Raw genomic sequence first — 23,784 nt, forward strand, 5'->3', positions numbered from 1 at the left:
CTATGTTATAATCCTGCGCAATTAGCTATTAAGGGTTATTACTTTGCAATTTATCGCACTTACTTCTATCGGAATCGAAAATTTATTGGTTGATGAACTAACAGAACTTGGCGCAACCGTGTCTAAGCAAACTGTTGGTTCTGTTCGTTTTGAGGCTGACTCATTACTTGCGCAAAAGGTTTGTTTATCAACTCGTTTTGCAACGCGTGTGCTTATGCTTATTGAAGAAAAAGAAGGCGTAGATGACAAAAATAGCCTGTATAATTTTGCGCGCTCGCAACCTTGGCAAGAATGGTTTGGACCTACGCAAACATTCGCTGTCGACTTCAACGGTACCAATGACTCATTAAAAAACACGCAATTTTCGGGGCTTGTAATCAAAGATGCGATTGTTGACTATTTTAATGATTTATACGAGCAACGTCCTAACGTTGATAAGCAAGATGCTAACGTGCGCGTAGTTGCACGATTAAATCGTTACGGCGTATCGATGTATATTGACTATTCAGGTCCTCGTTTGTCAGAACGTGGTTACCGCCAAGGCCAAGGTAAAGCGCCAATTAAAGAGCACTTAGCTGCTGCATTAATTAAGCGAAGTGGCTGGCTTGAAAATGTAAAACAGCCTTTATTCGATCCATGTTGTGGTGCGGGTACTATTTTGATAGAAGCTGCCGGTATGGCGCGAAACGAAGCGCCAGGATTATTCCGTGAAGGTTTTGCTTTTGAGCGTTTACCCAGTTTTAGAGCCGCTAAGTTTAAAGAGCTTAAAGAAGAGTTACTCGCTAATATTACTGATCCTAAATTGTGGTTAATTGGCCACGATTACGATGAGCAAGTATTAAGTAAAGCAATTGATAATGCTAAACGAGCCGAGCTTGACGACGTGATTAAGTTTAAGCAAAGTGATGCAACTAAACTTACAGCTGTTGCAAAATTACCGGGTGTTGTAATTTCAAACTTACCTTATGGTGAGCGTATTGGCTCTATGGCTGAGCTTGTTGATTTACACCGTAATTTAGGCGTTGGCTTTAAAAAGCACTTCAATCACTGGAAACTTGCCTTATTGGGTATGGACGAGAGCTTATTTAAACTTTTAAAACTTGTGCGCCTCAAGCGTTATAAATTTAAAAATGGCCCGCTTGATGTAGAACTTAACTTATATCAATTAGATGACAAGCAAGTAAGTTTGACCACAGATGACAAAAAAGCACTCAATTTTGAAGGCTCAACGTCATTCGCAAATAGATTGAAAAAAAATAAGCAAGGCTTAAAAAACTGGCTTAAACAAAATAAAATAGATGCTTATCGCGTCTATGAAGCAGATATCCCTGAATACAATGTTGCTGTAGATATTTATGGTGACTCTGCTGTAATTTTTGAATATGCAGCGCCTAAAGAAATTGATGAAAAAACATCAGAAAAACGCCTGCAAGACGTAATAAGTTTAACGGCTCAACAGCTTGAGATTTCACCTGAAAACATTGCTGTAAAAGTACGTAAAAAGCAGAAGGGCGAAGATCAATACACCGCTATGTCTAAACAAAACCGTACTATGGTTGTTGAAGAGTTTGGTGCTAAGTTCAAAGTTAATTTATTTGACTACTTAGACACAGGCTTGTTTTTAGACCATCGCTTAATGCGCCGTTATATTCAAGAAAATGCTAAAGATAAACGTTTCTTAAACCTTTTTGCATACACAGGTACAGCTTCTGTACATGCTGCTCTTGGTGGTGCCAAAGCCATTACTACAGTCGATTTATCAAAGACCTACTTAAAATGGGGCCAAGATAACTTTGATTTAAATGGTATTAGTAATACACGATACCGTTTTGAACAAGCAGATTGTTTAAAATGGTTAGAGCACGCAACGGCGCAATATGATTTGATATTTTTAGATCCACCAACGTTTTCAAACTCAAAACGTATGAAAGACGCGTTTGATGTACAGAGCGATCACATTAAATTATTAACGTGGGTTAAAAAGATTTTAAGCCCATCAGGTACCTTAATTTTCTCTAATAACAAACGTGGCTTTGTGATAGATGAAGTTGGTCTGATTGGTTTAGGTTTAAAAGCCATTAATATTTCAGATAAAACGTTATCACCAGACTTTAAACGTAATAAAAAAATCCATAATAGCTGGTTAATCACACATGGCTAAATGGGTTTTATACCACACTGATGGTTGCCACTTGTGCGAGCAAGCTGAGCAACTTATCACTGAGGTACTTAGTAATACGAGTGAGTTATTACTAATCGATATTATGACTGATGAGCAGCTTATAGCTGAGTATCAAATTACTATTCCTGTATTAAAAAGTGAAAAAGGCGAGCAATTATTTTGGCCTTTTACTTTACACACTGTGCGCGAATTTTTAGCACAAGCAGAATAAGAGCAAATAAGAACTATGGATTTAATTAGAATTTTAAAAGCACAACTTGCTTTTGGTACGCATGCTTTGCTTAACAAAGCAGATGCCGTTATAGAAAGTGGCGAAAGAGTGTGTGTTGTTGGTCGAAATGGCGCGGGTAAGTCAACTCTATTAAAAGTGCTTGATGGCGAAGTTGTATTAGATGATGGTGAAATAAATCAGCTAGGCGGGATTAGAATTTCTCGTTTAGAACAAGATCCACCAAAAGGCGCAAATGGCACTGTATTTGATTACGTTGCGCAAGGTATGCCTGAGATTGCAAACTTACTAATTGATTTTCATCATGTAAGTAATGAGTTGCAAACAGTGTGTACTGATAAGTTATTAAACAAGCTTGAACGTTTATCAAATCAATTAGAAGCGGCTGATGGCTGGCGCTTTGATAGCCGAATTCAATTAGTGCTAACACAATTAGAATTAACGCCAGAAGCTAAACTTGAGTCTCTTTCTGGTGGTTGGTTACGTAAAGTAGCACTTGCACGTGCACTTGTTAGTGAGCCTGATTTATTATTACTTGATGAGCCAACAAACCATTTAGACATGGCAAGCGTCATGTGGCTTGAGCAATTTTTAAAAGAGTTTAAGGGCGGAATCGTATTTATATCGCATGACCGTGCGTTTATTCGCGCTGTTGCTACGCGTATTTTAGATTTAGACCGTGGTAAGCTTATTTCGTACCCTGGTGATTACGCTACGTACTTAGAGCAAAAAGCCCATGATTTAAAAGTTGAAGAAAGCCAAAATGCATTGTTCGATAAGCGTTTAGCCGAAGAAGAAACATGGATCCGCCAAGGTGTTAAAGCGCGTAGAACGCGTAACGAAGGACGTGTTAGAGAGTTAAAACAGCTTCGTACAGAGCGTAAGCAACGTGTTGACCAAGTTGGTAAAACTGATTTCAATATTGAAACAGCAGATCGCTCTGGTAAGTTAGTATTTGAAGCTAAGAATCTTTGTCATGCATTTAAAGACAAAGTTATTGCTGATGATTTTTCTACACTGGTAATGCGCGGTGACAGAATCGGTCTAGTAGGCCCAAATGGTATTGGTAAAACAACCCTATTAAAGCTAATGTTTGGTGATTTAGAACCAGATAGCGGCATAACTAAGCAAGGTGTTAATTTAGAGTTTGCTTACTTTGACCAATATCGTGAAAAGCTTGATGAAGAAGCAACAGTTCAAGATAACGTTGCCGAAGGTAAACAAGAAGTGATGATGGGCGGTCGTTCACGTCATGTTTTAGGTTATTTACAAGACTTTTTATTCCCGCCAGCACGTGCTCGAACCCCAGTTAAAGCACTCTCTGGTGGTGAAAAAAACAGATTACTATTAGCTAAATTGTTTTTAAAACCGTCTAATATCCTTGTTCTCGATGAGCCAACAAATGACTTAGACATTGAAACGTTAGAGTTACTAGAGGACATCATTAATCAATACCAAGGTACAGTGCTGATTGTAAGCCATGACCGTGAATTTATTGATAATACATGTTCAAGTGTATGGGCGTTTGAAGGTAACGGTAAAGTTACAGATATTGTAGGTGGCTATAGCGACTATGAGGCTTACGTTAACTATTTAGCTGAACAAGAAAAAAAAACGCAGCAGCAACCAGTAAAAAAAGTTGAAAAAGTAGTTGCCCCAGTTGCTAAACCTGCAGCTAAAACAAATAAACTCTCTTACAAATTAAAACTTGAATTAGAGCAACTACCGAATAAAATGGAAAAACTAGAAGCTGAAATTGAAGCTCAACAAGCTGTAGTTAGTGACTCAGACTTTTTTAAACAAGAGAGTGATGTAACAACTAAAGCATTGAACCATTTGGCACAACTTGAGTCTGACCTTGAAGCTGCACTTGAGCGCTGGGAAGAACTTGAAGAATTACAGAATCAGTAGTAAGGACTAAAATGAAATATAAATTACTCGCTGCCACTATTTTAGCGACATTAAGCACTTCAGCAACAAGTGCTACGTACCAGTTAAGTGAATTAGGGACTCTTGAAGACGCTAAATATTCTTATGTAACAGATGTAAGCGAAAGCGGGCATATTATTGGTTTCGCAAATGGTTTATACAATTTACCTATTGATATCAGCTATATAGATTTTACTGAAAATATTATTGAAAATAGCTACGATAATACAGAGGCTGCATTTGATTTAAGTGATAAAGAGATTACCTTTACACTTGATGACATTGAAAATAATGATGCAGTACTTACTAATTCTGATGCACATACTTTCATGGTTAGTTTTTTATCTTCAATTTCTACAAATTTTGAATATCAAAAATTAAGCTCATTAGTTGGCATAAAGTACAATGACACACAAGTAACAGAGCAACCGTTATTTGATGTTGCATCTGTTGATTATGATGGCTTAACGCGTTCAACTATTAACCTTTTTAATGCTGTAAGTGAAGACGGCGTTACTGTTGGTTGGGGCGGTGCTCCTTACGATAAAGTGTCTTTTACACCTGATGGTGAAGATGATGCAGAAACGTGGTTCACACATGAGTTTATAGAACGTGGGATTGTAATAAGTGCTGATGGCAGTATAAGTGTTGAGTTAGAGCCTGAGTTTAATGAATATGGCGGCACAAGCCGGGCTAACGATATAGTCAAAACAAATAGTGGTTACACTGTTGTAGGTAATATCTCTACAAGTATTCCTGATGACAGACAAGATAATATTGATGATAACTGTGATAATGAAGACGAACCAACGTCAGTGTGTATCAACTTATTAAATTCTAATATTTCACGAGGCTTATTTAATAAGCGTGCTGTTAAATGGGAACTTGATGAATCGTTAAATATTATTTCTGTTGAAGAGCTTGGTATGGCACTTACACCTGATGAAGGTGAAACGGAAGATGACGCATTTACGAGTACTGCTTTAGCAGTGAACAACAACGGTACAATTGTAGGTTCATCAAATACGCGTTATTACAAAAATGATGATACGATTCTTACAATGCCAGTCTATTTTAAAGACGGTGCAGTCACTGACTTTATTAATCAAGAAGACGATTGGCAGGCTGGTAAATCAATCGCTATTAATGATAATGATGTAATTACAGGTTATGCGACAAAGCGTATTGAAGGCACTCTTCGTAATAAATTCTTCTATCATGACATCGAAACAGGTAATACAGTTTTTCCAACTGATTATTTTTCAAGTTCAAGTTCTTATGGCAACGATATAAATAATCAAGGATATATTGTAGGCGAAGGGGAAGTGGGTGTATCTGATAGTTCACGACTCAAAGAAGCCTTTATTTACAAAATTGGTGAAGATAAAATCACTAATTTGAATGATTTACTGCCTTGTTATGACACTGATGGCGAAACTGACTACGCTTACTCAATGGTTGAAGCAACAGCTATCAATGAAAATAATGAAATATTTGGTACTGCGACTAAGACAGTTGAAAAACTTGATTCTTTAGGCGGTGTTGTAACTGATATCAATGGTGAAATTGAATACGAAAGTATTGCAGTTGCGGTTAAGTTAACGCCAATTGCAAATGGTGAAGTAGAAAACTGTGCTCCAGTAGAAGCAGAAGTGTATGAGCGTAACTCTGCTAGCTTTCCTTGGTATACATTATTGCTATTACCATTAGTTGGCTTAAGACGTATATTTCGCTTTTAAAGTTTAATAATATTGATTATAAAAAAACCAACTTAATAAAGTTGGTTTTTTTTCGTCTATAATATTTTATAAGATTAGGATTGCCATGAATCTTATAATTATTATTTAGCTTTAACGCTACTAATTATTTCGCGATAACCATGCCTTTTTAACAGAACGGCGCCAAATAATATCAATACCAAAATAGCCGATAATTGATGCAATAGAAGCACATACTAACGAACCTAGTAAAAATGCAGGACCAATAGTTTCTATGCTCTCAAGAAACCAAGACCAACTAGCTTCAAATACAAAGTGTTGCTCAGGCTGATTAAGTATTAATGTACCCACTAAGTATGAGCCATAAAAAATAGGTGGCATAGTTAGAGGGTTTGTAAGCCATACTAATGCTACTGAGATAGGTAAATTAACTCTAAATAATATAGCGCCGGCTGCTGCTAAAACCATTTGAAAAGGAACAGGGATGAAAGCAAAAAATAACCCGACTGCAAATGCACCTCGAGCAGAACGTCTATTTAAATGCCAAAGATTTGCATCTTGTAAAAGGCGTCCAAATATTCTTAGTGATTTATGATGTCTAATTTTATTTGGATCAGGTAAAAATCTTTGGATCGTTTTTTTAGCCATTTAAAGCAACCATTTACATCAGTGTGGATAAGTCTTGGGTTTGTAATTGGCTGTATAGCAACCGTATTTTATTATCAAACTCTCGAATTTACAGTATTCACAATTTTCATTGTTATAGTGAGCGCTTATTTTAAGCCGTTTTTAAATGTATTGTTAGGCTTTATTTGTGCAATTTGCTTCGTTGGTCTGCATTTTTACGTTTTTTATAGTTTTGAAATACCAAAACCGGATGAAAAGTATGCACTTGATTCTACATTAATTGTTGAAGAGGTTATTTCTGACAAAAAACCTCAATATATTAAAGTTAAAATAGTGGCATTAGAAGGGAGTGATTTTTCGGATTTTAGAGCACCCAAAGCAATGCTCAGTGTTAATTCTGCACAGCCTTTAATAGTAGGTGATGAATTTTCTGCTTTAATTCATTTAAAACATTTTCGTAGTAATAAAAATTTTAATGTATTTGATAATGAACGTTATGCTTTTATAAGTAGAATATTATTTAAAGGTAAAGTGCTTAATAAAAATCTTAATATTATAAATAGCGACAAACAAAGCATAATTTTAGATTATCAGCACTTCCTTAAAAACACTTATACGGATACAAAATTACAGTGGCTCTATTATGCATTGCTTAGCGGTGAAAAATCTTTGATGAGCTACGCTGATAAACAATTAATGCAATCTCTTGGGCTAAGTCATTTACTTGCTATATCGGGGTTACATATTGGTTTGATTTTTAGCTTCGGTTATCTATTTACTCGATTCATTTTTGAAAAAATTAATTCTTCGATCGGGCAATCATTCAACCTGACTCTTTATTACAGTTCATGCGGATTTTTAGTAGCCTTGGTTTATGTGTACTTAAGTGACTTTTTAGTATCGGCAACGCGAGCGCTTATCATGCTGGGTTGTTATTTATTATTGTATTTTCTTGCTAAGCAGCCGCTGCGTTGGCGGAGCATTTTATTTGCCTTGGTTATCGTTCTTATTGTTAACCCATTTAATTTACTCAATCCAGGTCTCTACTTTTCATTTTTAGCTGTTGCTATCATTTTTACAGTTATTAATAAATTACCAATATTAAACACTCGCATAAAAAACAAAGTTATTTCACTGTTTGTTATTCAAATAGCGTTATTTATTGGTTTATTGCCACTTTCACTCTATTTTTTTAATGGGGTAAGTATTGCAGGTTTGATAATAAACTTAATTGCTATACCGCTGCTTTCAATCATTATCTTACCTTTTTTAATTGTTTTTACATTACTGAGTATTTTCTTAGATATAAGTATTTTAATAAACCTGTTTGATACAGGCTTATATGCGCTATTTAAATTGCTTAATGAAATACCAGAATCGTTAAGATGGATAACGACTGGCAGAATTGACTCAATATTTGTCGTTTTTACTTATATTATTATGTTGATGTTTTATTTTCTTCCTTATAAATGGCTCGCTTTTATTCCAGCAATAACGCTTTTATTAAATTATTGGCTAACAGAAAAGTCTAAGTGGCAACTACATGTATTTGATGTTGGGCATGGACTTATGGCATTAATTGAAAAAGATAAACAAGTGCTTATTTATGATTTTGGCCCCAGTTATTTCAATCGCTTTAGCCGTACGCGAAGTATTTTATTGCCTTATATTAAAGCAAATAATTTAACAGTGAAAACGGCGATTCTAAGTCATGAAGATAATGATCACTCTGGAGGGTTACAACATTTCTTAGATGCTGGCTTTGGTGAAACATTACAACAATTTCATCCTAAAAATACACATAATGTATGTGAAGTCATAAACATTGATTTTGCTGGATTAAAAGTACAAAGCTTTAGTACAAAAGGGTTTGGAAATGAAAATGATGATTCATGCGTTGTTAGGGTATCAGATAATACTCATAGCGTGTTACTTACCGGTGATATATCAAAGGCGCGTGAAGCATCGCTATTAGCGGATAATAAATCGTTGAAAAGTACAGTAATGTTAAGCCCGCATCATGGTAGCGATACATCATCAAGTGTTAATTTTATAAATAACGTTGCTCCCCAAGTAGTCATTCATTCAAGTGCCTATAAAGGGCAATGGGAATTCCCCAAGCCTCTTGTCGTCGAACGTTATAACCAAATAAACGCTCAGCAATTTACGACAGGCGTTGAAGGGCAAATTAGTGTTAAATTTTATGCAAAGAATTTGTCTATAGAAACAGCAAGAGGGCATGAAAGTTACTGGTTTATCAAAGATTGACGTTTAGTTTTATCTCATCGGAGGATACAATACAGATTGTTACTGTATTTAGAGAGTGTTATGGATCAAAGTACTACACAAATTTATAAACGTCTTGTCTCATATGTTGGCACCTACAAAAGCGTCGCATTTGTCGCAATTATTGGGATGATAGGCTATTCAGCAATGGATGCTTTATTTATTCAATTAATGAAGCCGTTTATTGATCAAGGTTTGAACCAGCGTAATACAGAAGTTTTAAAGTACGCTCCTTTTGTCGTTATCGCGTTAGTTCTAGGGCGTGGTGTTTTTAACTTTATGTCTTCCTACTGCTTAAGTTATGTAGGCTCCCAAGTTGTACGTTCTTTACGCCAAGAGTTATTTGAGCACATATTGCACTTACCCGTTTCTTTTCATGACAAAAACTCAACGGGAGATTTAATTTCAAAAATCACATTTGATACAGAACAAGTTCAACAGGCGATTACTAAAGCCTTGCTAATAGTTGTACGTGAAGGGGCATTTGTTGTATTTTTACTTGCGGTAATGTTCTATACCAGTTGGCAACTATCACTGATATTTTTAGTGATCATCCCACTTGTTGCTATTATTGTCGCCGTCGTCTCTAAACGTTTTCGCCACATTTCTAAAAACATTCAATCTGCCATGGGGCAAGTTACCCGTAGCTCAGAACAAATGCTGAGCGGACATAAAGTTATTCATGGTTTTGGTGGTCAAGATCAAGAGATTAATCACTTCTCGAAAATTAATAATCATAATCGTCAGCAACGTATCAAAATGGACGCAACTAAAGCGCTTAGTGTGTCTATCATTCAAATTTTAGCGGCAAGTGCCATGGCAGTTATTTTGTGGGCGGTGTCGTTGCCATCAATGATTGATACGATTACATCTGGTGACTTCATGGCATTAATTGCCTCAATGATGATGTTACTTCGTCCGCTAAAACAACTTGCCAATGTGAATAGTGATATGCAACGTGGTATCTCTGCAGCGCAAAGTATATTTTTAGTTTTAGACGAAGAAATGGAAAAAGATACAGGCACTGTTTCGGTTGATAAAGTTAAAGGTTTAATTGAAGTTAAGAACGTAACCTTTAAGTACCCAACGAAAGATGAAGCCGTATTAAACGATTTGTCGCTAACGATTGAGGCGGGTGAAAGTATTGCTTTAGTTGGGCGCTCAGGCTCAGGTAAGTCGACAATTTCTAACTTGTTACCCCGCTATTATGATTTAGAACTACCGAGTGAAATTTTACTTGATGGCATAGCACTGCAGGACTATAAATTAACTGATCTGCGTCGCCAATTTGCTTTAGTGTCTCAGCAAGTTGTGTTATTTAACGATACGATTGCCAATAATATTTGTTATGGCATAAAGCACGATGTGTCTGTTGCAGAGTTAGAGCAAGTTGCCAAACAAGCGCACGTGTGGGAATTTGTTAAAGACCTGCCTGAGCAATTAAACACCATGGTAGGCGAAAATGGGGTAATGCTCTCCGGTGGCCAACGCCAGCGAATAGCGATAGCGCGTGCAATATTAAAAGATGCACCTATTTTGATTTTAGATGAGGCAACATCAGCACTTGATACCGAATCAGAAAAGCTTATTCAGCAAGCGTTAGAAACGCTAATGAAAGATAAAACCTCTATTGTTATAGCACATCGCTTATCTACTATTGAAAACAGTGACCGAATTTATGTTATTGATAACGGTCGTGTGATAGAAAGTGGCGATCATAGTAGCTTATTAGCAAATGACGGTACTTATTCAGCACTTTGCAAAATGCAGTTTGGTGATCAGGCGTGAGCAAAATAGAGCAAAGCTGGTATAAACCATTTGGTCTAATTACTTTACTGTTATTACCATTAAGTGCTTTGTTTTGGGTTGTATCGTCATTTCGAAAATACTTATACAGCGCTAAAATACTTAAATCTTTTGAGTGCAAAACGCCTGTAATTGTAGTTGGCAATATAAGCGTTGGCGGTAATGGTAAAACGCCTTTTGTTTTGTGGCTGTATAGTCATTTAACACAGCAAGGTTTATCAGTGGGTATTATTAGTAGAGGTTATGGTGGGCAATCAGATAATTACCCGCTGTTAGTCACTTCAGTTGTTGACGCCCAACAGGCTGGAGATGAGCCTGTACTTTTATACCATCGTTTAAAGTGCCCAATAGCTGTTGGCCCTAATAGACAACACAATATCGATTTATTAGAAAAAAATCATACGCTAGATGTCATTATTTCTGATGATGGGATGCAGCATTATAAAATGCCTCGTAGCATTGAGTGTTGTATTGTTGATAGTGAACGCCGCTTTGGTAATGGTTTTGTTATGCCCGCAGGGCCACTACGCGAAACAACTAAACGCTTACAAAGTGTTGATATAGTAATTGAAAATGGCGGTCAGGCTAATAATAGCTACGTGCTGCAAGTAAGTAACCTTCGCTTAGTTAATTCAGGTGATGATACAAAACATACGGTAACTCACGCACATGCAATAAGTGCAATTGGGAACCCTAAACGGTTTGAAAACTCATTAGAAGCACAAAATATTAAGCTATTGTCGACTCATCACTTTAGAGATCATTATGCTTATACAGCAGATGATTTTATTCAGTTTGGTGATGATTGCATTATAATGACCGAAAAAGACGCGGTTAAATGTAAGTCCTTTGCAAAACCTAATTGGTATTATTTACCTATAGATGCAGAGCCTTCCGATAGCGTAATAAACACATTAAATTCATTATTAAAAGAAAAAGGAATACTCAATGGCCTTTGATACAAAATTACTCGAGATAATTGCCTGCCCAGTTTGTAAGGGTAAACTACGCTTTGATAGAGAAAACAACGAACTAATTAGTACTGCAGCTAAGCTTGCTTACCCCGTTCAAGATGATATTCCAGTATTGCTTGAAAACGAAGCACGTGAGTTATCTTTAGAAGAGGTTGAAAAGTGGAATTCGTAGTTGTAATTCCTGCACGTTTTGCATCAACCCGACTACCGGGTAAGCCGCTTGCTGATATTTGCGGTAAGCCAATGGTTCAACATGTTTACGAAAAAGCATGTTTATCAGGTGCAAGTAAAGTGGTTATAGCAACCGATCATCAAAAAGTGTTTGATGCAGTAAGTTTATTTACTAGTGATGTTGTAATGACTCGCGAAGATCACCAATCGGGTACTGAGCGTTTAGCCGAAGTAGTTGATTTACTTGATCTCGACAGCGATACAATTGTGGTTAATGTACAAGGCGATGAGCCCTTACTTGCGCCAGAAAATGTATCCCAAGTTGCTGCACTATTAAGTGATTCAACAGCACCAATGGCAACGTTAAGTGTTGCTATTGAAGAGCGTGATGAAGTATTTAATCCTAATGCCGTTAAAGTGGTTAGCGATATAAATAAAAATGCGCTGTATTTTTCTCGTGCAAGTATTCCGTTTGATAGAAGCACAATGATGAATGACAGCAGTGCTCTTAATTTAGCGCCATTTCAGCGCCACGTAGGTATTTATGCGTACAGAGCGGGTTTTATTAAACAATATATAGAATTGAGCGTATCGCCACTTGAGCTACTTGAATCACTTGAGCAGTTACGTGTGTTGTATCATGGTTATAAAATCAAAATAGAGCAAGCTCAAATAGCACCCCATGCTGGAGTTGATACGCCCGATGACTTAGCTAAAGTGATAGCGCATATTAAAAGTAAAAACGTGTGAGTGAGCAAGTAAGTAAGATATTAAAAGTTGTTTATACACATAACGATTTTTATATTTTAGAAAAGCCAGCGGGTCTTAATTTTCATTCAGAAGATGGCCCCGGCTTTGTTGTGTTAGCCGAACAACAATTATCGCAAAAACTTTATGCCGTTCATCGTTTAGATAAAGTGACATCAGGGCTGATTATTTTAGCGCGAAACAAAGCCGCTGCGGCCAGCTTTACTGTTATGTTTACTGAGCATGCGATTGCTAAATTTTATTTAGCGGTTAGTGACGCTAAACCGAAAAAGAAGCAGGGGTGGATCAAAGGCGATATGGCTAAATCTCGCCGTGGCTCGTTTAAGTTACTAACGAGTAAGCTGAATCCTGCAATCACCCGATTTTATTCGCTAAGCTATAAGCCTGGGTTTAGAGGGTATATTTTAAAACCTTACTCAGGAAAGACGCATCAATTAAGAGTGGCACTAAAAAGTGTTGGCTCACCTATTTTAGGCGATGCAATGTATTCAGGCACGCCATCAAATCGTACCTATTTACATGCATATGCGTTGAGCTTTTTATGGCAAGGTGAACAAATACAGCTAACTTTATTACCCGATAATGGTGATGAGTATTTGGCGTTAATTAAACATCAAGATTTTCAAGCATGGCAGTCGCCATGGCAACTGGATTGGTAAATGAGCGAAAAAGTTACAGATATACGTTTTGGCGGAATTAAGCGTTTGTATGGTCATCAACAATTTGATTGGCTTCAAGAAGCACACTTTTGTGTAGTAGGTATTGGTGGTGTAGGAAGCTGGGCGGCTGAAGCACTTGCACGTACTGGTGTTGGTAAAATAACATTGATTGATTTGGATGATATTTGCGCGACTAACGTCAATAGACAAATTCATGCGTTAACGGGCACTATTGGTCAAGCTAAAGTAGATGCAATGAAAGCGCGCTGCGAGCTTATTAATCCACAGTGCCAAGTTAATGTAATAGATGACTTTATTACGCTTGATAATATTCAAGAGCATATTCAAGGTTTTGATTATGTGATTGATTGTATTGATGCAGTTAAAGAAAAGGCAGCATTAATAGCGCATTGCAAACGTAATAAACTTCCTATAATTACTACCGGTGGTGCTGGCGGGCAAACAGATCCTAGCCAAATAACTTTTGGTGATGTAGCTAAAACTACGCAAGACCCATTACTTGCAAAAGTACGTTATATTTTGCGTAAGCAGTATAATTTTAGTAATAATCCTAAACGTAAGTTTAATATTGATTGTGTTTACTCAACAGAGCAATTGGTTTACCCAGGAAGCGATGGCAGCGTATGTCATGCTAAGCAAAGTGCTGATGGCTCGATGAATATGGATTGTAATAATGGTTTTGGATCTGTGACTATGATCACAGGAAGCTTCGGCTTTTTTGTTGCGGCAAAAGCGGTGCGTAAATATCTAGATAAAAAACAACGCTCGCAAGCTTAGTTTTTGCTAACTAAGCTTTTGTTGTGCCATGGTTTGTATTTTATCAACCATGGCTTTAATACCATTACCACGTGATGCGCTTAAGTGGCTTATAAGGCCGAGCTTTTCAAATTCTTCATACGCATTTTTATTCACTACTTGCTCTGGTGTGAGGCCATTGTAAAGCGCTAAAATAATGGCTAATAATCCTTTTACTATACGTGTATCTGAGTCACCAATTACAACAAGTGTATTTTCTGTTAAATCAAATTCAACAAACATCCATACTTTGCTTTCACAGCCTGGTACAAGTGCATCATCAGTCTTCAAAACATCAGCTAAAACAGGTAAAGTTTTTCCTAAAAGCATTATCTCACGATATTTTTGCTGCCAAGCGGGCGCATTTTTTATAGATTCTGTGACTTTGTTAAACGTATTTGTCATGAGTTATCCTAATTAATTCTATTAAAGTGACGTTTAGTCCAGTAAAGCGATACATTTTTTAAGTGAATCAATGAATATATCTACATCTTCATAGGTATTATAAAAACAAAAGCTCGCTCTTAGCGTTCCATTAAGCCCTAAATGTGTCATTAATGGCTGTGTACAATGGTGTCCACTCCTTACTGCAACCCCGTACCCGTCAAGTAAAGTTGCCAAATCATAAGGATGTTCATCATTTAAGTTGAAACAGAGTGTACCAATATTGTCAGATAGGTTGCTGTATATTGTAATACCATCAACCTTTACCAATTTTTGAGCTGCATAACTAAACAATTTTTGCTCATATTGCTGAATTTTTGCGTGATCTAATTCATTTAAATAGTCTAATGCGGCACCAAAGCCTAAAACTCCAGAGATATTTGGTGTTCCAGTTTCAAATTTTGCAGGCGCAGGACGATAAGTACTGTGAGTTAAGTACACTTTATCGATCATTTCCCCACCTGATTGGTAAATCTCAAGGGTATTTAATTGCTCATATCGACCATAAAGCACACCTAATCCTGTTGGGCCGAGCATTTTATGGCTTGAGCAGACATAAAAGTCACAGTTTAATTCACGTAAATCGGGTTTTAAATGCAGTGCACCTTGTGCACCATCCACTAGAACAAGAGAATTGACGTTTTTTGCAGCTCTAATTAGTGGTTTTAAATCGGTTATATTACCCAGTGTGTTAGATGCTTGTGTAATAGCTAACAGGGCAGGTTTTGTTTCTTTTATAAATTCACAGCATTCTTTGGTGTTCAGCGTGCCATTTTTATTTAGTGGAAGCGCTATTAATTTAGCACCCGTTTGTTGACTCACTATTTGCCAAGGCACTATGTTTGCATGATGCTCAAGCGGAGATATCATTATGGTATGACTTTCATTTAAGCGCTTTTTTAATCCGTTAGCAACCAAGTTAATGGCTTCTGTAGCGCCTTTAGTCCATACAATCTCTTTACTAAATACATTGAAATACTGTGCAGTTTTATCCCGTACTTGTTCATATGAATAAGTTGCTTGCTCGCTAAGTGTATGGCGTCCACGGTGTACATTAGCGTTTTGAAATGTATAGAATTCAGTAATTGTATCTATAACTGATTGAGGCTTTTGTGAGGTTGCTGCTGAGTCTAAATAAACAAGCGGGCAGCCGTTTATTGTTTGATTTAATGTTGGGAAGTCGTTTCTAATTTTATTTATATCAAACTTTAAAGCAAGCATGGCTCATCTACATAGTGTTTTTAAGGCAGGAATTGTAATCGGTTTATGATAATTCTCAAGTGTTGTTAATAAAAAAGGCCGCAAAATGCGGCCTTTTTAAACTAACCAACGTTAATTAACGCTTGTCAGTTGATACGTAGTCACGTTGAGTGTAACCAGTATAAAGTTGACGAGGACGGCTGATCTTATGACCAGGTTGAGATAGCATCTCATCCCAGTGAGTGATCCAACCAACAGTACGTGCCATTGCAAAGATTACAGTGAACATGCTTGTTGGAATACCAATCGCTTTTAAGATAATACCAGAGTAGAAATCTACATTAGGGTATAGTTTTTTCTCTACAAAGTACGGGTCTTCAAGCGCAATTTGCTCAAGCTTCATAGCAATATCAAGAAGTGGATCTTGGATGTTCAGCTCAGCTAAAACTTCGTGACACGTTTGACGCATTACTGTAGCGCGTGGGTCAAAGTTTTTGTAAACACGGTGTCCAAAGCCCATAAGGCGGAACGGGTCAGCTTTATCTTTAGCTTTAGCTACGTATTCATCGATACGGTCAACAGAGCCAATCTCTTCTAACATGTTTAAACATGCTTCATTAGCGCCGCCGTGAGCAGGTCCCCATAAAGATGCAATACCAGCTGCAATACATGCATACGGGTTAGCACCAGATGAACCAGCAAGACGAACTGTTGAAGTTGATGCATTTTGTTCATGATCTGCATGAAGCATAAAGATTTTATCCATTGCTTTTGCAGTTACAGGATTAACTTTATATTCTTCAGCAGGTACAGAGAACATCATGTGTAAGAAGTTTTCTGCGTAGCTTAAATCGTTACGTGGGTATACAAACGGTTGGCCGATATTTGTTTTATAAGCCATTGCTGCGATTGTTGGTAACTTAGCAACAAGTTTAACTGCGCTTGTTTTACGTTGTTCAGCATCAGTAATATCAAGGTCTTCATGATAGAAAGATGATAATGCACCTACTACGCCACAAAGCATTGCCATTGGGTGAGCGTCAAAGCGGAAACCTTGGAAGAAGTTAGCAATCTTCTCGTCAAGCATAGTGCTTGTAGTTATTTCATTCTTAAAAACTTCATATTGTTCTTTAGAAGGTAACTCACCATTTAAAAGTAAGTAACAAAGTTCAATGTAATTTGAGTCTTCAGCTAATTGCTCAATTGGGTAACCACGGTGAAGTAGTACACCTTTACCACCATCAATATAGGTGATTGCAGATTCACAAGAACCAGTCGACATGAAACCTGGGTCATAAGTAAAGTGACCGTGTGAACCTAACGTACGTACGTCGATTACATCTTGGCCAGCAGTGCCTTGATAAATTGGAAGTTCGATTGGATCTAGTCCATCAATTTGGACTGTGGCTTTTTTATCTGCCATCGTTATGTATCTCCTATTAAGATATCTATTCTGATTTTTAGATTTTAAAGTTCTGAAATCTGTTTTAAGCACATCTTCTCATTTTAACGTGAAAGAGGGGGTTAAAGTCAATTTTTATAAACATTATGCATATATGTATAATAAATATTCGGTATTAATTAAATATAATACTATTGGCTAATTCGCAAACATCTCTAAATAAACAAGAATTGTAAAAAGCCCTGTGGGTATATATACTAACGGTGGTTTTAAACCGTATTGTATTTGGGTAAACATATTCTTAACAGCTTAAAATTTACAGGTTTGTGAACTTTAATTGTTTTGGTACGTTTATTTTGATAGTTCCATCAGTAATATTTGGTGGGTTTTTAGAAAAACAAGTAGATGAGCTCCACTGTGAGCAAAGATGGGCAAGTAACTGTGAAAAAGCAAAGACCTGTAAATCTAGATCTAACAACTATATCTATGCCGGCAACGGCTAAAGCTTCAATTTTTCACCGCGTCACCGGTGTTGCATTATTTTTTGCTTTAACGTTTGTCATTTGGGCTTGGTCTGAGTCTCTCTCTTCAGCTGAAAGTTTTGAATTCGTCAAGGGTCTGTTTAACGGATTCATTGCCAAATTTATAGCTTGGGGCACTGTTTCTGTATTAGGTTATCACCTTATTGGTGGTATCCGTCATATGATTATGGATATGGGACATTGGGAAGAACTTGAATCAGGTAACCTCAGCGCTAAAGTTTCAATGGCTCTTGGTGTTGTGTTTGCCGTATTGGCAGGGGTGTGGATATGGTTTTAAATCAAGCAACTCTAAAACGTGATGGTGTACAAGATTTCGTATCTTTACGTACCACGGCATTAATAATCAGCGCTTACGCGATTTTTATTATCGGCTATTTTTTAGCGACGCCAGAAGTCACTTTCGAAGCCTGGACAGGCCTCTTCTCTAACCTAGCAATGAAAGGGTTTACGTTAATTACCCTTGTGTGCATTATGGTTCATACCCGCATTGGCCTTTGGCAAGTTCTTACAGACTATGTTAAGTGCGCAAAGCTTCGTGCAGTTTTAGGTTTTGTATTAAACCTAATGGCCGTTGCTTACGTAGCTATTGGTCTAATCGTATTATGGGGTGTTTAAGTGAAATATTCTGTTCGTGAATTTGACGCCGTAGTAATTGGTGCAGGTGGTGCAGGTATGCGCGCTGCTTTAGCAATTACAGAATCTGGCAAAACGTGTGCATTAATATCTAAAGTATTTCCAACGCGCTCACACACTGTATCTGCTCAAGGCGGTATTACGGTTGCGCTTGGTAATTCACACGAAGATAACTGGGAATGGCATATGTACGATACCGTTAAAGGTTCCGATTTTATCGGTGACCAAGACGCTATTGAATACATGTGTCAAACTGGCCCAGAAGCTATTACCGAATTAGAAAACATGGGTTTACCATTTTCTCGTTTTGAAAATGGCCGTGTTTACCAACGTCCTTTCGGTGGTCAATCGAAAAACTTTGGTGGTGAACAAGCCGCACGTACTGCAGCAGCTGCTGACCGTACTGGTCATGCTTTATTACACCTTCTCTATCAACAAAACGTTAAAAACAAAACAAATGTATTCTCTGAATGGTATGCACTTGATTTAGTTAAAAACGATAATGGTGATGTAGTAGGGTGTACTGCAATTGAGATTGAGACAGGTGAAGTTACCTTCTTCAAATCTAAAGCAGTTGTATTAGCCACTGGTGGTGCAGGTCGTATATTTGCATCAACCACTAATGCTCACATTAACACTGGTGACGGTGTTGGTATGGCAACACGTGCTGGTATTTCTATGCAAGACATGGAAATGTGGCAGTTCCACCCAACGGGTATCGCAGGTGCTGGTACGCTAGTAACTGAAGGTTGTCGTGGTGAAGGCGGTTATCTTTTAAATAAAGATGGCGAACGCTTCATGGAACGTTACGCACCAAACGCAAAAGACTTAGCGTCTCGCGACGTTGTTGCACGTTCAATGATGACTGAAATCCGTGAAGGTCGTGGTTGTGATGGTCCTTGGGGTCCACATCTTAAGTTAAAACTTGACCACTTAGGTGAAGAAACACTTAACTTACGTCTTCCAGGCGTATGTGATCTTGCTAAAACATTTGCTCACGTTGACCCTGCAAAAGAGCCAATTCCAGTAATTCCAACTTGTCATTATATGATGGGCGGTGTTCCTACTAATGTAAATGGACAAGCGCTACAAATCGATGCTCAAGGCAACGAAACAGTAGTTCAAGGTTTATTTGCAGTAGGTGAGATTGCATGTGTATCTGTACACGGTGCAAACCGCTTAGGTGGTAACTCATTACTTGATTTAGTTGTGTTTGGTCGTGCTGCGGGTAACTTCTTAGGTAAGTACCTAAATGACGTTGAAATATCTAAAGCTGCTTCAGAATCAGACTTAGAAGCGTCTCTTGCACGTTACAATCGTTGGGAAAATTCAACGGCTGGCCAAGGTGAAGATCCAGTTCAAATCAAAAAAGACCTACAACAATGTATGCAGCTTAACTTCTCGGTATTCCGTGAAGGTGACTCAATGGCTGCAGGTCTTCAAGAACTTAAAGAAATTCGCGAACGTCTGCAACATGCTCGTCTTGATGATAAATCATCAGACTTCAATACGCAGCGTATCGAATGTCTTGAACTAGACAACTTAATGGAAACAGCTTACTCGACTGCAGTAGCTGCAAACTTCCGTACAGAAAGCCGTGGTGCACATTCTCGCTTTGACTACCCAGATCGTGATGACGAAAACTGGTTATGTCACTCAGTATTCAATCCTGTAACGGATGAAATGAGCAAGCGTGATGTAAACTATGCGCCTAAAACGCGTGAAGCTTTCCCACCTAAAGCACGTGTTTACTAGGAGATAGACGATGGCACAAGTACAATTTTCAGTTTATCGTTATAATCCAGATGTTGACAACGCTCCTCGTATGCAAGAATACACCTTGCAAACAGAGGAAGGTCACGACATGATGGTGTTGGATGCACTTATTCTTCTAAAAGAACAAGATCCTACATTATCTTTCCGTCGTTCATGCCGTGAAGGTGTGTGTGGATCTGATGGTGTTAACATGAATGGTAAAAATGGTTTAGCATGTATTACTCCTTTATCTACGCTACAAAAAAATGGCAAAGGTAAAATCGTAGTACGTCCTTTACCAGGTTTACCTGTGGTTCGTGACCTTGTTATTGACATGAGTCAGTTCTACACTCAGTACGAAAAAGTTAAACCTTATTTAATTAATGATCAGCCTGCAGCAGGCGAACGTCTTCAAACTATTGAAGAACGTGATAAATTAGATGGGCTTTATGAGTGTATTTTGTGTGCATGTTGTTCAACATCGTGTCCTTCGTTCTGGTGGAATCCAGACAAGTTCATTGGTCCAGCAGGCCTTCTTCATGCTTACCGTTTCTTGGCTGATAGCCGAGATACAGCAACTGAAGAACGTTTAGCGGATTTAGACGATGCGTTCAGTGTGTTCCGTTGTCACAGTATCATGAACTGTGTTAGCGTTTGTCCTAAGGGTCTTAATCCGACCAAAGCAATTGGACAAATCAAATCTATGTTACTAAACCGAGCGGTTTGATAGCTTAGTAAAGGTAAGATGGCTAATATTAAATTATATTAGCCATCTTGTTATAATAACTATTAATTTCTGCGCTAAAAAAAAGGGCTTATAAATGCACGAAGGTGTGATGAAGGCATGGCTAGAATCTTCACATTTAAACGGCGGCAACGTTGCTTATGTAGAAGAGCTTTATGAAGCGTATTTAGACGATGCGACTTCTGTGCCAGACGAATGGCGAGAAGTGTTTGAACAATTACCTAAAGTTGATGGTGTGGATGTTGAAGTAAAACATTCAGAGGTTCGAGCACAGTTTGCACAGCTTGCAAAAAACAAGCATAGAGAAGTAGTGGTAGCAGAGGGTAGTGGCGGTGACCTTAAACAGGTTAAAGTTCTACAACTTATTAATGCTTTCCGTTTTCGTGGGCACCAAAATGCAAACCTAGATCCATTAGGTATTTGGCAACGAGAGCGTGTACGAGATTTAGAGCTAGAGTACCACGACCTATCTTCAAGTGATTTTGACCGCGAGTTTAACGTAGGATCGTTTGCCGTAGGGCGCGATACTATGCCTTTAGGTGAACTATACCAAGCACTAAAAACTACATATTGTGGTTCAATTGGCGCTGAGTATATGCACATCACATCAACAGAGGAAAAACGTTGGTTACAACAACGTCTAGAATCTGTCCAGTCTAGGCCTAAATTCTCAAAAGATGAAAAGCTACGTATCCTTAAAGGGCTTACTGCAGCAGATGGTCTAGAAAAATATTTAGGGTCTAAGTTCCCTGGTGCTAAGCGCTTTTCACTTGAAGGTGGCGATGCGTTAGTTCCAATGCTTAAAGAGCTTATTCACCGCGCTGGTGAAAGCGGCCAACAAGAAGCTGTTATTGGTATGGCTCACCGTGGTCGTTTAAACGTTTTAGTTAATGTACTTGGTAAAAATCCATCAGAATTATTTGATGAATTTGCTGGTATACATAAAGAAACGTTAAGTTCTGGTGATGTTAAATATCACATGGGTTATTCGTCTGATTTTGCTACCAAAGGTGGCAATGTTCATATGGCGCTTGCGTTTAACCCATCTCACCTAGAAATCGTAAATCCAGTAGTTATGGGCTCTGTACGTGCCCGTCTTGATCGCTTAGGTGATAGCTCTGGTATTAAAGCATTACCAATTACAATACATGGTGATTCTGCTATTGCTGGACAAGGTGTTGTACAAGAAACGTTTAATATGTCACAGACTAACGCGTTTAGTTGTGGTGGTAGTATTCGTATTGTTGTCAACAATCAAGTAGGTTTTACAACCTCTAAGCAAGACGATGTACGTTCTACAGATTACTGTACTGACATTGCTAAAATGGTTCAGTCGCCAATTTTCCATGTAAACTCTGATGATCCTGAAGCAGTTGCATTTGTAACTCAACTTGCACTTGATTTTAGAAACCAGTTTAAGCGCGACGTAGTAATCGATTTAGTTTGTTACCGTCGCCATGGTCACAATGAAGCTGATGAGCCTAATGCAACTCAGCCTTTAATGTACCAAAAAATTAAAAAGCATCCAGTGCCGCGTTTAATCTATGCAGACCAACTGATTGCTGAAGGCTCTTTTTCTGAACAAGAAGTTAAAGCCTTAGCTGATGAGTACCGTGATGCACTAGATGAAGGCAGCTGTGTTGTTTCAGAAATACAACCAGAGACGTCACATTCTTCTGATTGGGCTAAATATGTCGGCCATGAATGGAATGTTGATTACGATGCTAGCGTTTCTGTAGAAAAGCTTAAAGCTCTCGGTGAGAAAATTGCTTCCTACCCTGAGCAATATAAAGCACAGTCTCGTGTTAAAAAGATTTATGACGATCGTAAGCTAATGGCAACTGGTGAAAAACCACTTGATTGGGGTATGGCAGAAACACTTGCCTATGCAACAATTGCAACTGAAGGTACTGACATCCGTTTGACGGGTCAAGATTCAGGTCGTGGTACATTCTTCCATCGTCATGCTGTAGTTCACAGTCAATCCGATGGTGCAACTTACACACCTTTACAGAATTTAAGTGAAGGTCAAGGTACTTTCCAAGTATTTGATTCGGTTCTTTCTGAGGAAGCTGTAGTAGCTTTTGAATATGGTTATGCAACAGCAGAGCCTACTTCATTAATACTTTGGGAAGCGCAGTTCGGTGACTTCGCCAATGGTGCACAAGTTGTATTTGACCAGTTCTTAAGTTCTGGTGAGCAAAAGTGGGGCCGTTTATGTGGGCTTACAATTTTGTTACCTCATGGCTACGAAGGTCAAGGCCCAGAGCATAGTTCAGCGCGCTTAGAGCGTTTCTTGCAACTATGTGCTGATCACAACATGCAAGTGTGTGTTCCTTCAACGCCGGCGCAAGTTTACGCTATGCTTCGTCGTCAGTCAGTTCGACCACTTCGTCGTCCTCTGATTGTTATGACGCCTAAGTCGCTACTTCGTCACCCGCTTGCAACTTCATCACTTGAAGAGCTTTCACACGGTGTTTACCATAATATGATCGACGAAGTTGATGATATTAACCCTGAGAAAGTAGAGCGCGTTGTATTTTGTAGCGGTAAAGTTTACTACGAGTTACTACAAGAGCGTCGTAAGCTTGAGCAAGATAATATTGCAATTGTACGTGTTGAACAGTTATACCCGTTCCCACACGATGAAATGCAAACAATTATAGAGCGCTACCAACACGTAACTGATTTTGTATGGTGTCAAGAAGAGCCACAAAACCAAGGTGCATGGTACTGTTCACAACATCACTTTATTGATGCAATCCCACAAGGTGCTAAATTAAAATATGCAGGACGTAAAGCGTCTGCATCACCCGCGTGTGGTTACATGTCAGTACATACTAAAGAACAACAAGCGCTCGTTGCCGACGCGCTTACTATAGAAAATAAAGGATAAGC

20 protein-coding genes are annotated in these 23,784 nt (G+C 38.2%); 16 read left to right on the forward strand and 4 right to left on the reverse strand.

What is annotated here, in order from left to right; all coding sequences use genetic code 11:
- The first annotated feature begins 43 nt into the window (after positions 1–43).
- From rlmKL to GQR45_RS13310, 4 genes are read left to right on the forward strand one after another with little or no spacing between them, the layout of a single operon-like run.
- Complete coding sequence (rlmKL, locus tag GQR45_RS13295; protein ID WP_007586899.1) at positions 44–2,161, forward strand: bifunctional 23S rRNA (guanine(2069)-N(7))-methyltransferase RlmK/23S rRNA (guanine(2445)-N(2))-methyltransferase RlmL; 2,118 nt, start codon at positions 44–46, stop codon at positions 2,159–2,161.
- On the forward strand, positions 2,154–2,393 hold the full coding sequence (locus GQR45_RS13300) for a glutaredoxin family protein (protein WP_007586898.1): 240 nt from the start codon (positions 2,154–2,156) through the stop codon (positions 2,391–2,393). The genes rlmKL and GQR45_RS13300 overlap by 8 nt, the downstream gene beginning before the upstream one ends.
- Before the next feature lie 15 nt (positions 2,394–2,408).
- A complete protein-coding gene (locus GQR45_RS13305) occupies positions 2,409–4,322 on the forward strand; it encodes an ABC transporter ATP-binding protein (RefSeq protein WP_024607750.1) in 1,914 nt (637 codons plus the stop codon).
- Positions 4,323–4,333: 11 nt separating this feature from the next.
- The gene (locus GQR45_RS13310) at positions 4,334–6,079 is read left to right on the forward strand and encodes a DUF3466 family protein (protein WP_165726188.1); all 1,746 of its coding nucleotides are present in this window, start codon (positions 4,334–4,336) and stop codon (positions 6,077–6,079) included.
- 120 nt (positions 6,080–6,199) lie between these two features.
- Here GQR45_RS13310 and GQR45_RS13315 read toward each other — a convergent pair whose 3' ends face one another.
- Entirely contained in the window at positions 6,200–6,706 is a 507-nt protein-coding gene (locus GQR45_RS13315) for a DUF2062 domain-containing protein (RefSeq protein ID WP_007586895.1), read from the reverse strand.
- Between GQR45_RS13315 and GQR45_RS13320 the strand changes: the two genes are divergently transcribed.
- The 7 genes from GQR45_RS13320 to tcdA are packed head-to-tail and all read left to right on the forward strand — an operon-like array spanning position 6,686 to position 14,147.
- Positions 6,686–8,953, forward strand: coding sequence for a DNA internalization-related competence protein ComEC/Rec2 (locus GQR45_RS13320; protein WP_165726189.1), 2,268 nt, complete (start codon positions 6,686–6,688; stop codon positions 8,951–8,953). The two genes, GQR45_RS13315 and GQR45_RS13320, sit on opposite strands and share 21 nt — an antisense overlap.
- A gap of 60 nt (positions 8,954–9,013) precedes the next feature.
- Positions 9,014–10,759: a lipid A export permease/ATP-binding protein MsbA gene (gene msbA / locus GQR45_RS13325; RefSeq protein ID WP_010552665.1), complete on the forward strand. Its 1,746-nt coding sequence runs from the start codon at positions 9,014–9,016 to the stop codon at positions 10,757–10,759.
- Positions 10,756–11,736, forward strand: coding sequence for a tetraacyldisaccharide 4'-kinase (lpxK, locus tag GQR45_RS13330; protein ID WP_165726190.1), 981 nt, complete (start codon positions 10,756–10,758; stop codon positions 11,734–11,736). The genes msbA and lpxK overlap by 4 nt, the downstream gene beginning before the upstream one ends.
- Positions 11,726–11,923: a Trm112 family protein gene (locus GQR45_RS13335; protein ID WP_002961789.1), complete on the forward strand. Its 198-nt coding sequence runs from the start codon at positions 11,726–11,728 to the stop codon at positions 11,921–11,923. The genes lpxK and GQR45_RS13335 overlap by 11 nt, the downstream gene beginning before the upstream one ends.
- On the forward strand, positions 11,911–12,672 hold the full coding sequence (kdsB, locus tag GQR45_RS13340) for a 3-deoxy-manno-octulosonate cytidylyltransferase (protein WP_010552668.1): 762 nt from the start codon (positions 11,911–11,913) through the stop codon (positions 12,670–12,672). The genes GQR45_RS13335 and kdsB overlap by 13 nt, the downstream gene beginning before the upstream one ends.
- A complete protein-coding gene (locus GQR45_RS13345; RefSeq protein WP_101216485.1) occupies positions 12,669–13,349 on the forward strand; it encodes a TIGR01621 family pseudouridine synthase in 681 nt (226 codons plus the stop codon). The genes kdsB and GQR45_RS13345 overlap by 4 nt, the downstream gene beginning before the upstream one ends.
- Positions 13,350–14,147, forward strand: coding sequence for a tRNA cyclic N6-threonylcarbamoyladenosine(37) synthase TcdA (tcdA, locus tag GQR45_RS13350; protein ID WP_024589199.1), 798 nt, complete (start codon positions 13,350–13,352; stop codon positions 14,145–14,147). It begins immediately after the preceding gene.
- Positions 14,148–14,153: 6 nt separating this feature from the next.
- On the opposite strand, the gene GQR45_RS13355 is transcribed toward tcdA, so the two are convergent.
- The 3 genes from GQR45_RS13355 to GQR45_RS13365 form a co-directional block, all read right to left on the reverse strand.
- Positions 14,154–14,570 (reverse strand): SufE family protein, encoded by a 417-nt coding sequence (locus GQR45_RS13355; protein ID WP_007586879.1) that lies wholly within the window; start codon positions 14,568–14,570, stop codon positions 14,154–14,156.
- A 33-nt stretch (positions 14,571–14,603) separates the two neighbouring features.
- Complete coding sequence (locus GQR45_RS13360) at positions 14,604–15,830, reverse strand: SufS family cysteine desulfurase (RefSeq protein ID WP_165726191.1); 1,227 nt, start codon at positions 15,828–15,830, stop codon at positions 14,604–14,606.
- A gap of 115 nt (positions 15,831–15,945) precedes the next feature.
- Positions 15,946–17,232 carry a citrate synthase gene (locus GQR45_RS13365; RefSeq protein WP_007586875.1) on the reverse strand — a complete coding sequence of 429 codons (1,287 nt, stop codon included), beginning with the start codon at positions 17,230–17,232 and terminating at the stop codon, positions 15,946–15,948.
- Positions 17,233–17,652: 420 nt separating this feature from the next.
- Between GQR45_RS13365 and sdhC the strand changes: the two genes are divergently transcribed.
- The 5 genes from sdhC (at position 17,653) to sucA (ending at position 23,782) form a co-directional block, all read left to right on the forward strand.
- Complete coding sequence (sdhC, locus tag GQR45_RS13370; protein WP_076914908.1) at positions 17,653–18,030, forward strand: succinate dehydrogenase, cytochrome b556 subunit; 378 nt, start codon at positions 17,653–17,655, stop codon at positions 18,028–18,030.
- Entirely contained in the window at positions 18,021–18,368 is a 348-nt protein-coding gene (gene sdhD / locus GQR45_RS13375; protein WP_007586873.1) for a succinate dehydrogenase, hydrophobic membrane anchor protein, read from the forward strand. The genes sdhC and sdhD overlap by 10 nt, the downstream gene beginning before the upstream one ends.
- Positions 18,369–20,141: a succinate dehydrogenase flavoprotein subunit gene (gene sdhA, locus GQR45_RS13380; protein WP_007375750.1), complete on the forward strand. Its 1,773-nt coding sequence runs from the start codon at positions 18,369–18,371 to the stop codon at positions 20,139–20,141.
- Between the two features lie 10 nt (positions 20,142–20,151).
- Entirely contained in the window at positions 20,152–20,868 is a 717-nt protein-coding gene (locus GQR45_RS13385; protein ID WP_007375751.1) for a succinate dehydrogenase iron-sulfur subunit, read from the forward strand.
- A gap of 94 nt (positions 20,869–20,962) precedes the next feature.
- The gene (sucA, locus tag GQR45_RS13390) at positions 20,963–23,782 is read left to right on the forward strand and encodes a 2-oxoglutarate dehydrogenase E1 component (RefSeq protein WP_165726192.1); all 2,820 of its coding nucleotides are present in this window, start codon (positions 20,963–20,965) and stop codon (positions 23,780–23,782) included.
- The last annotated feature ends 2 nt before the right edge of the window (positions 23,783–23,784 follow it).

Source organism: Pseudoalteromonas sp. SA25 (genome assembly GCF_011378705.1).
In the GTDB taxonomy this organism is placed as follows: domain Bacteria; phylum Pseudomonadota; class Gammaproteobacteria; order Enterobacterales; family Alteromonadaceae; genus Pseudoalteromonas; species Pseudoalteromonas arctica.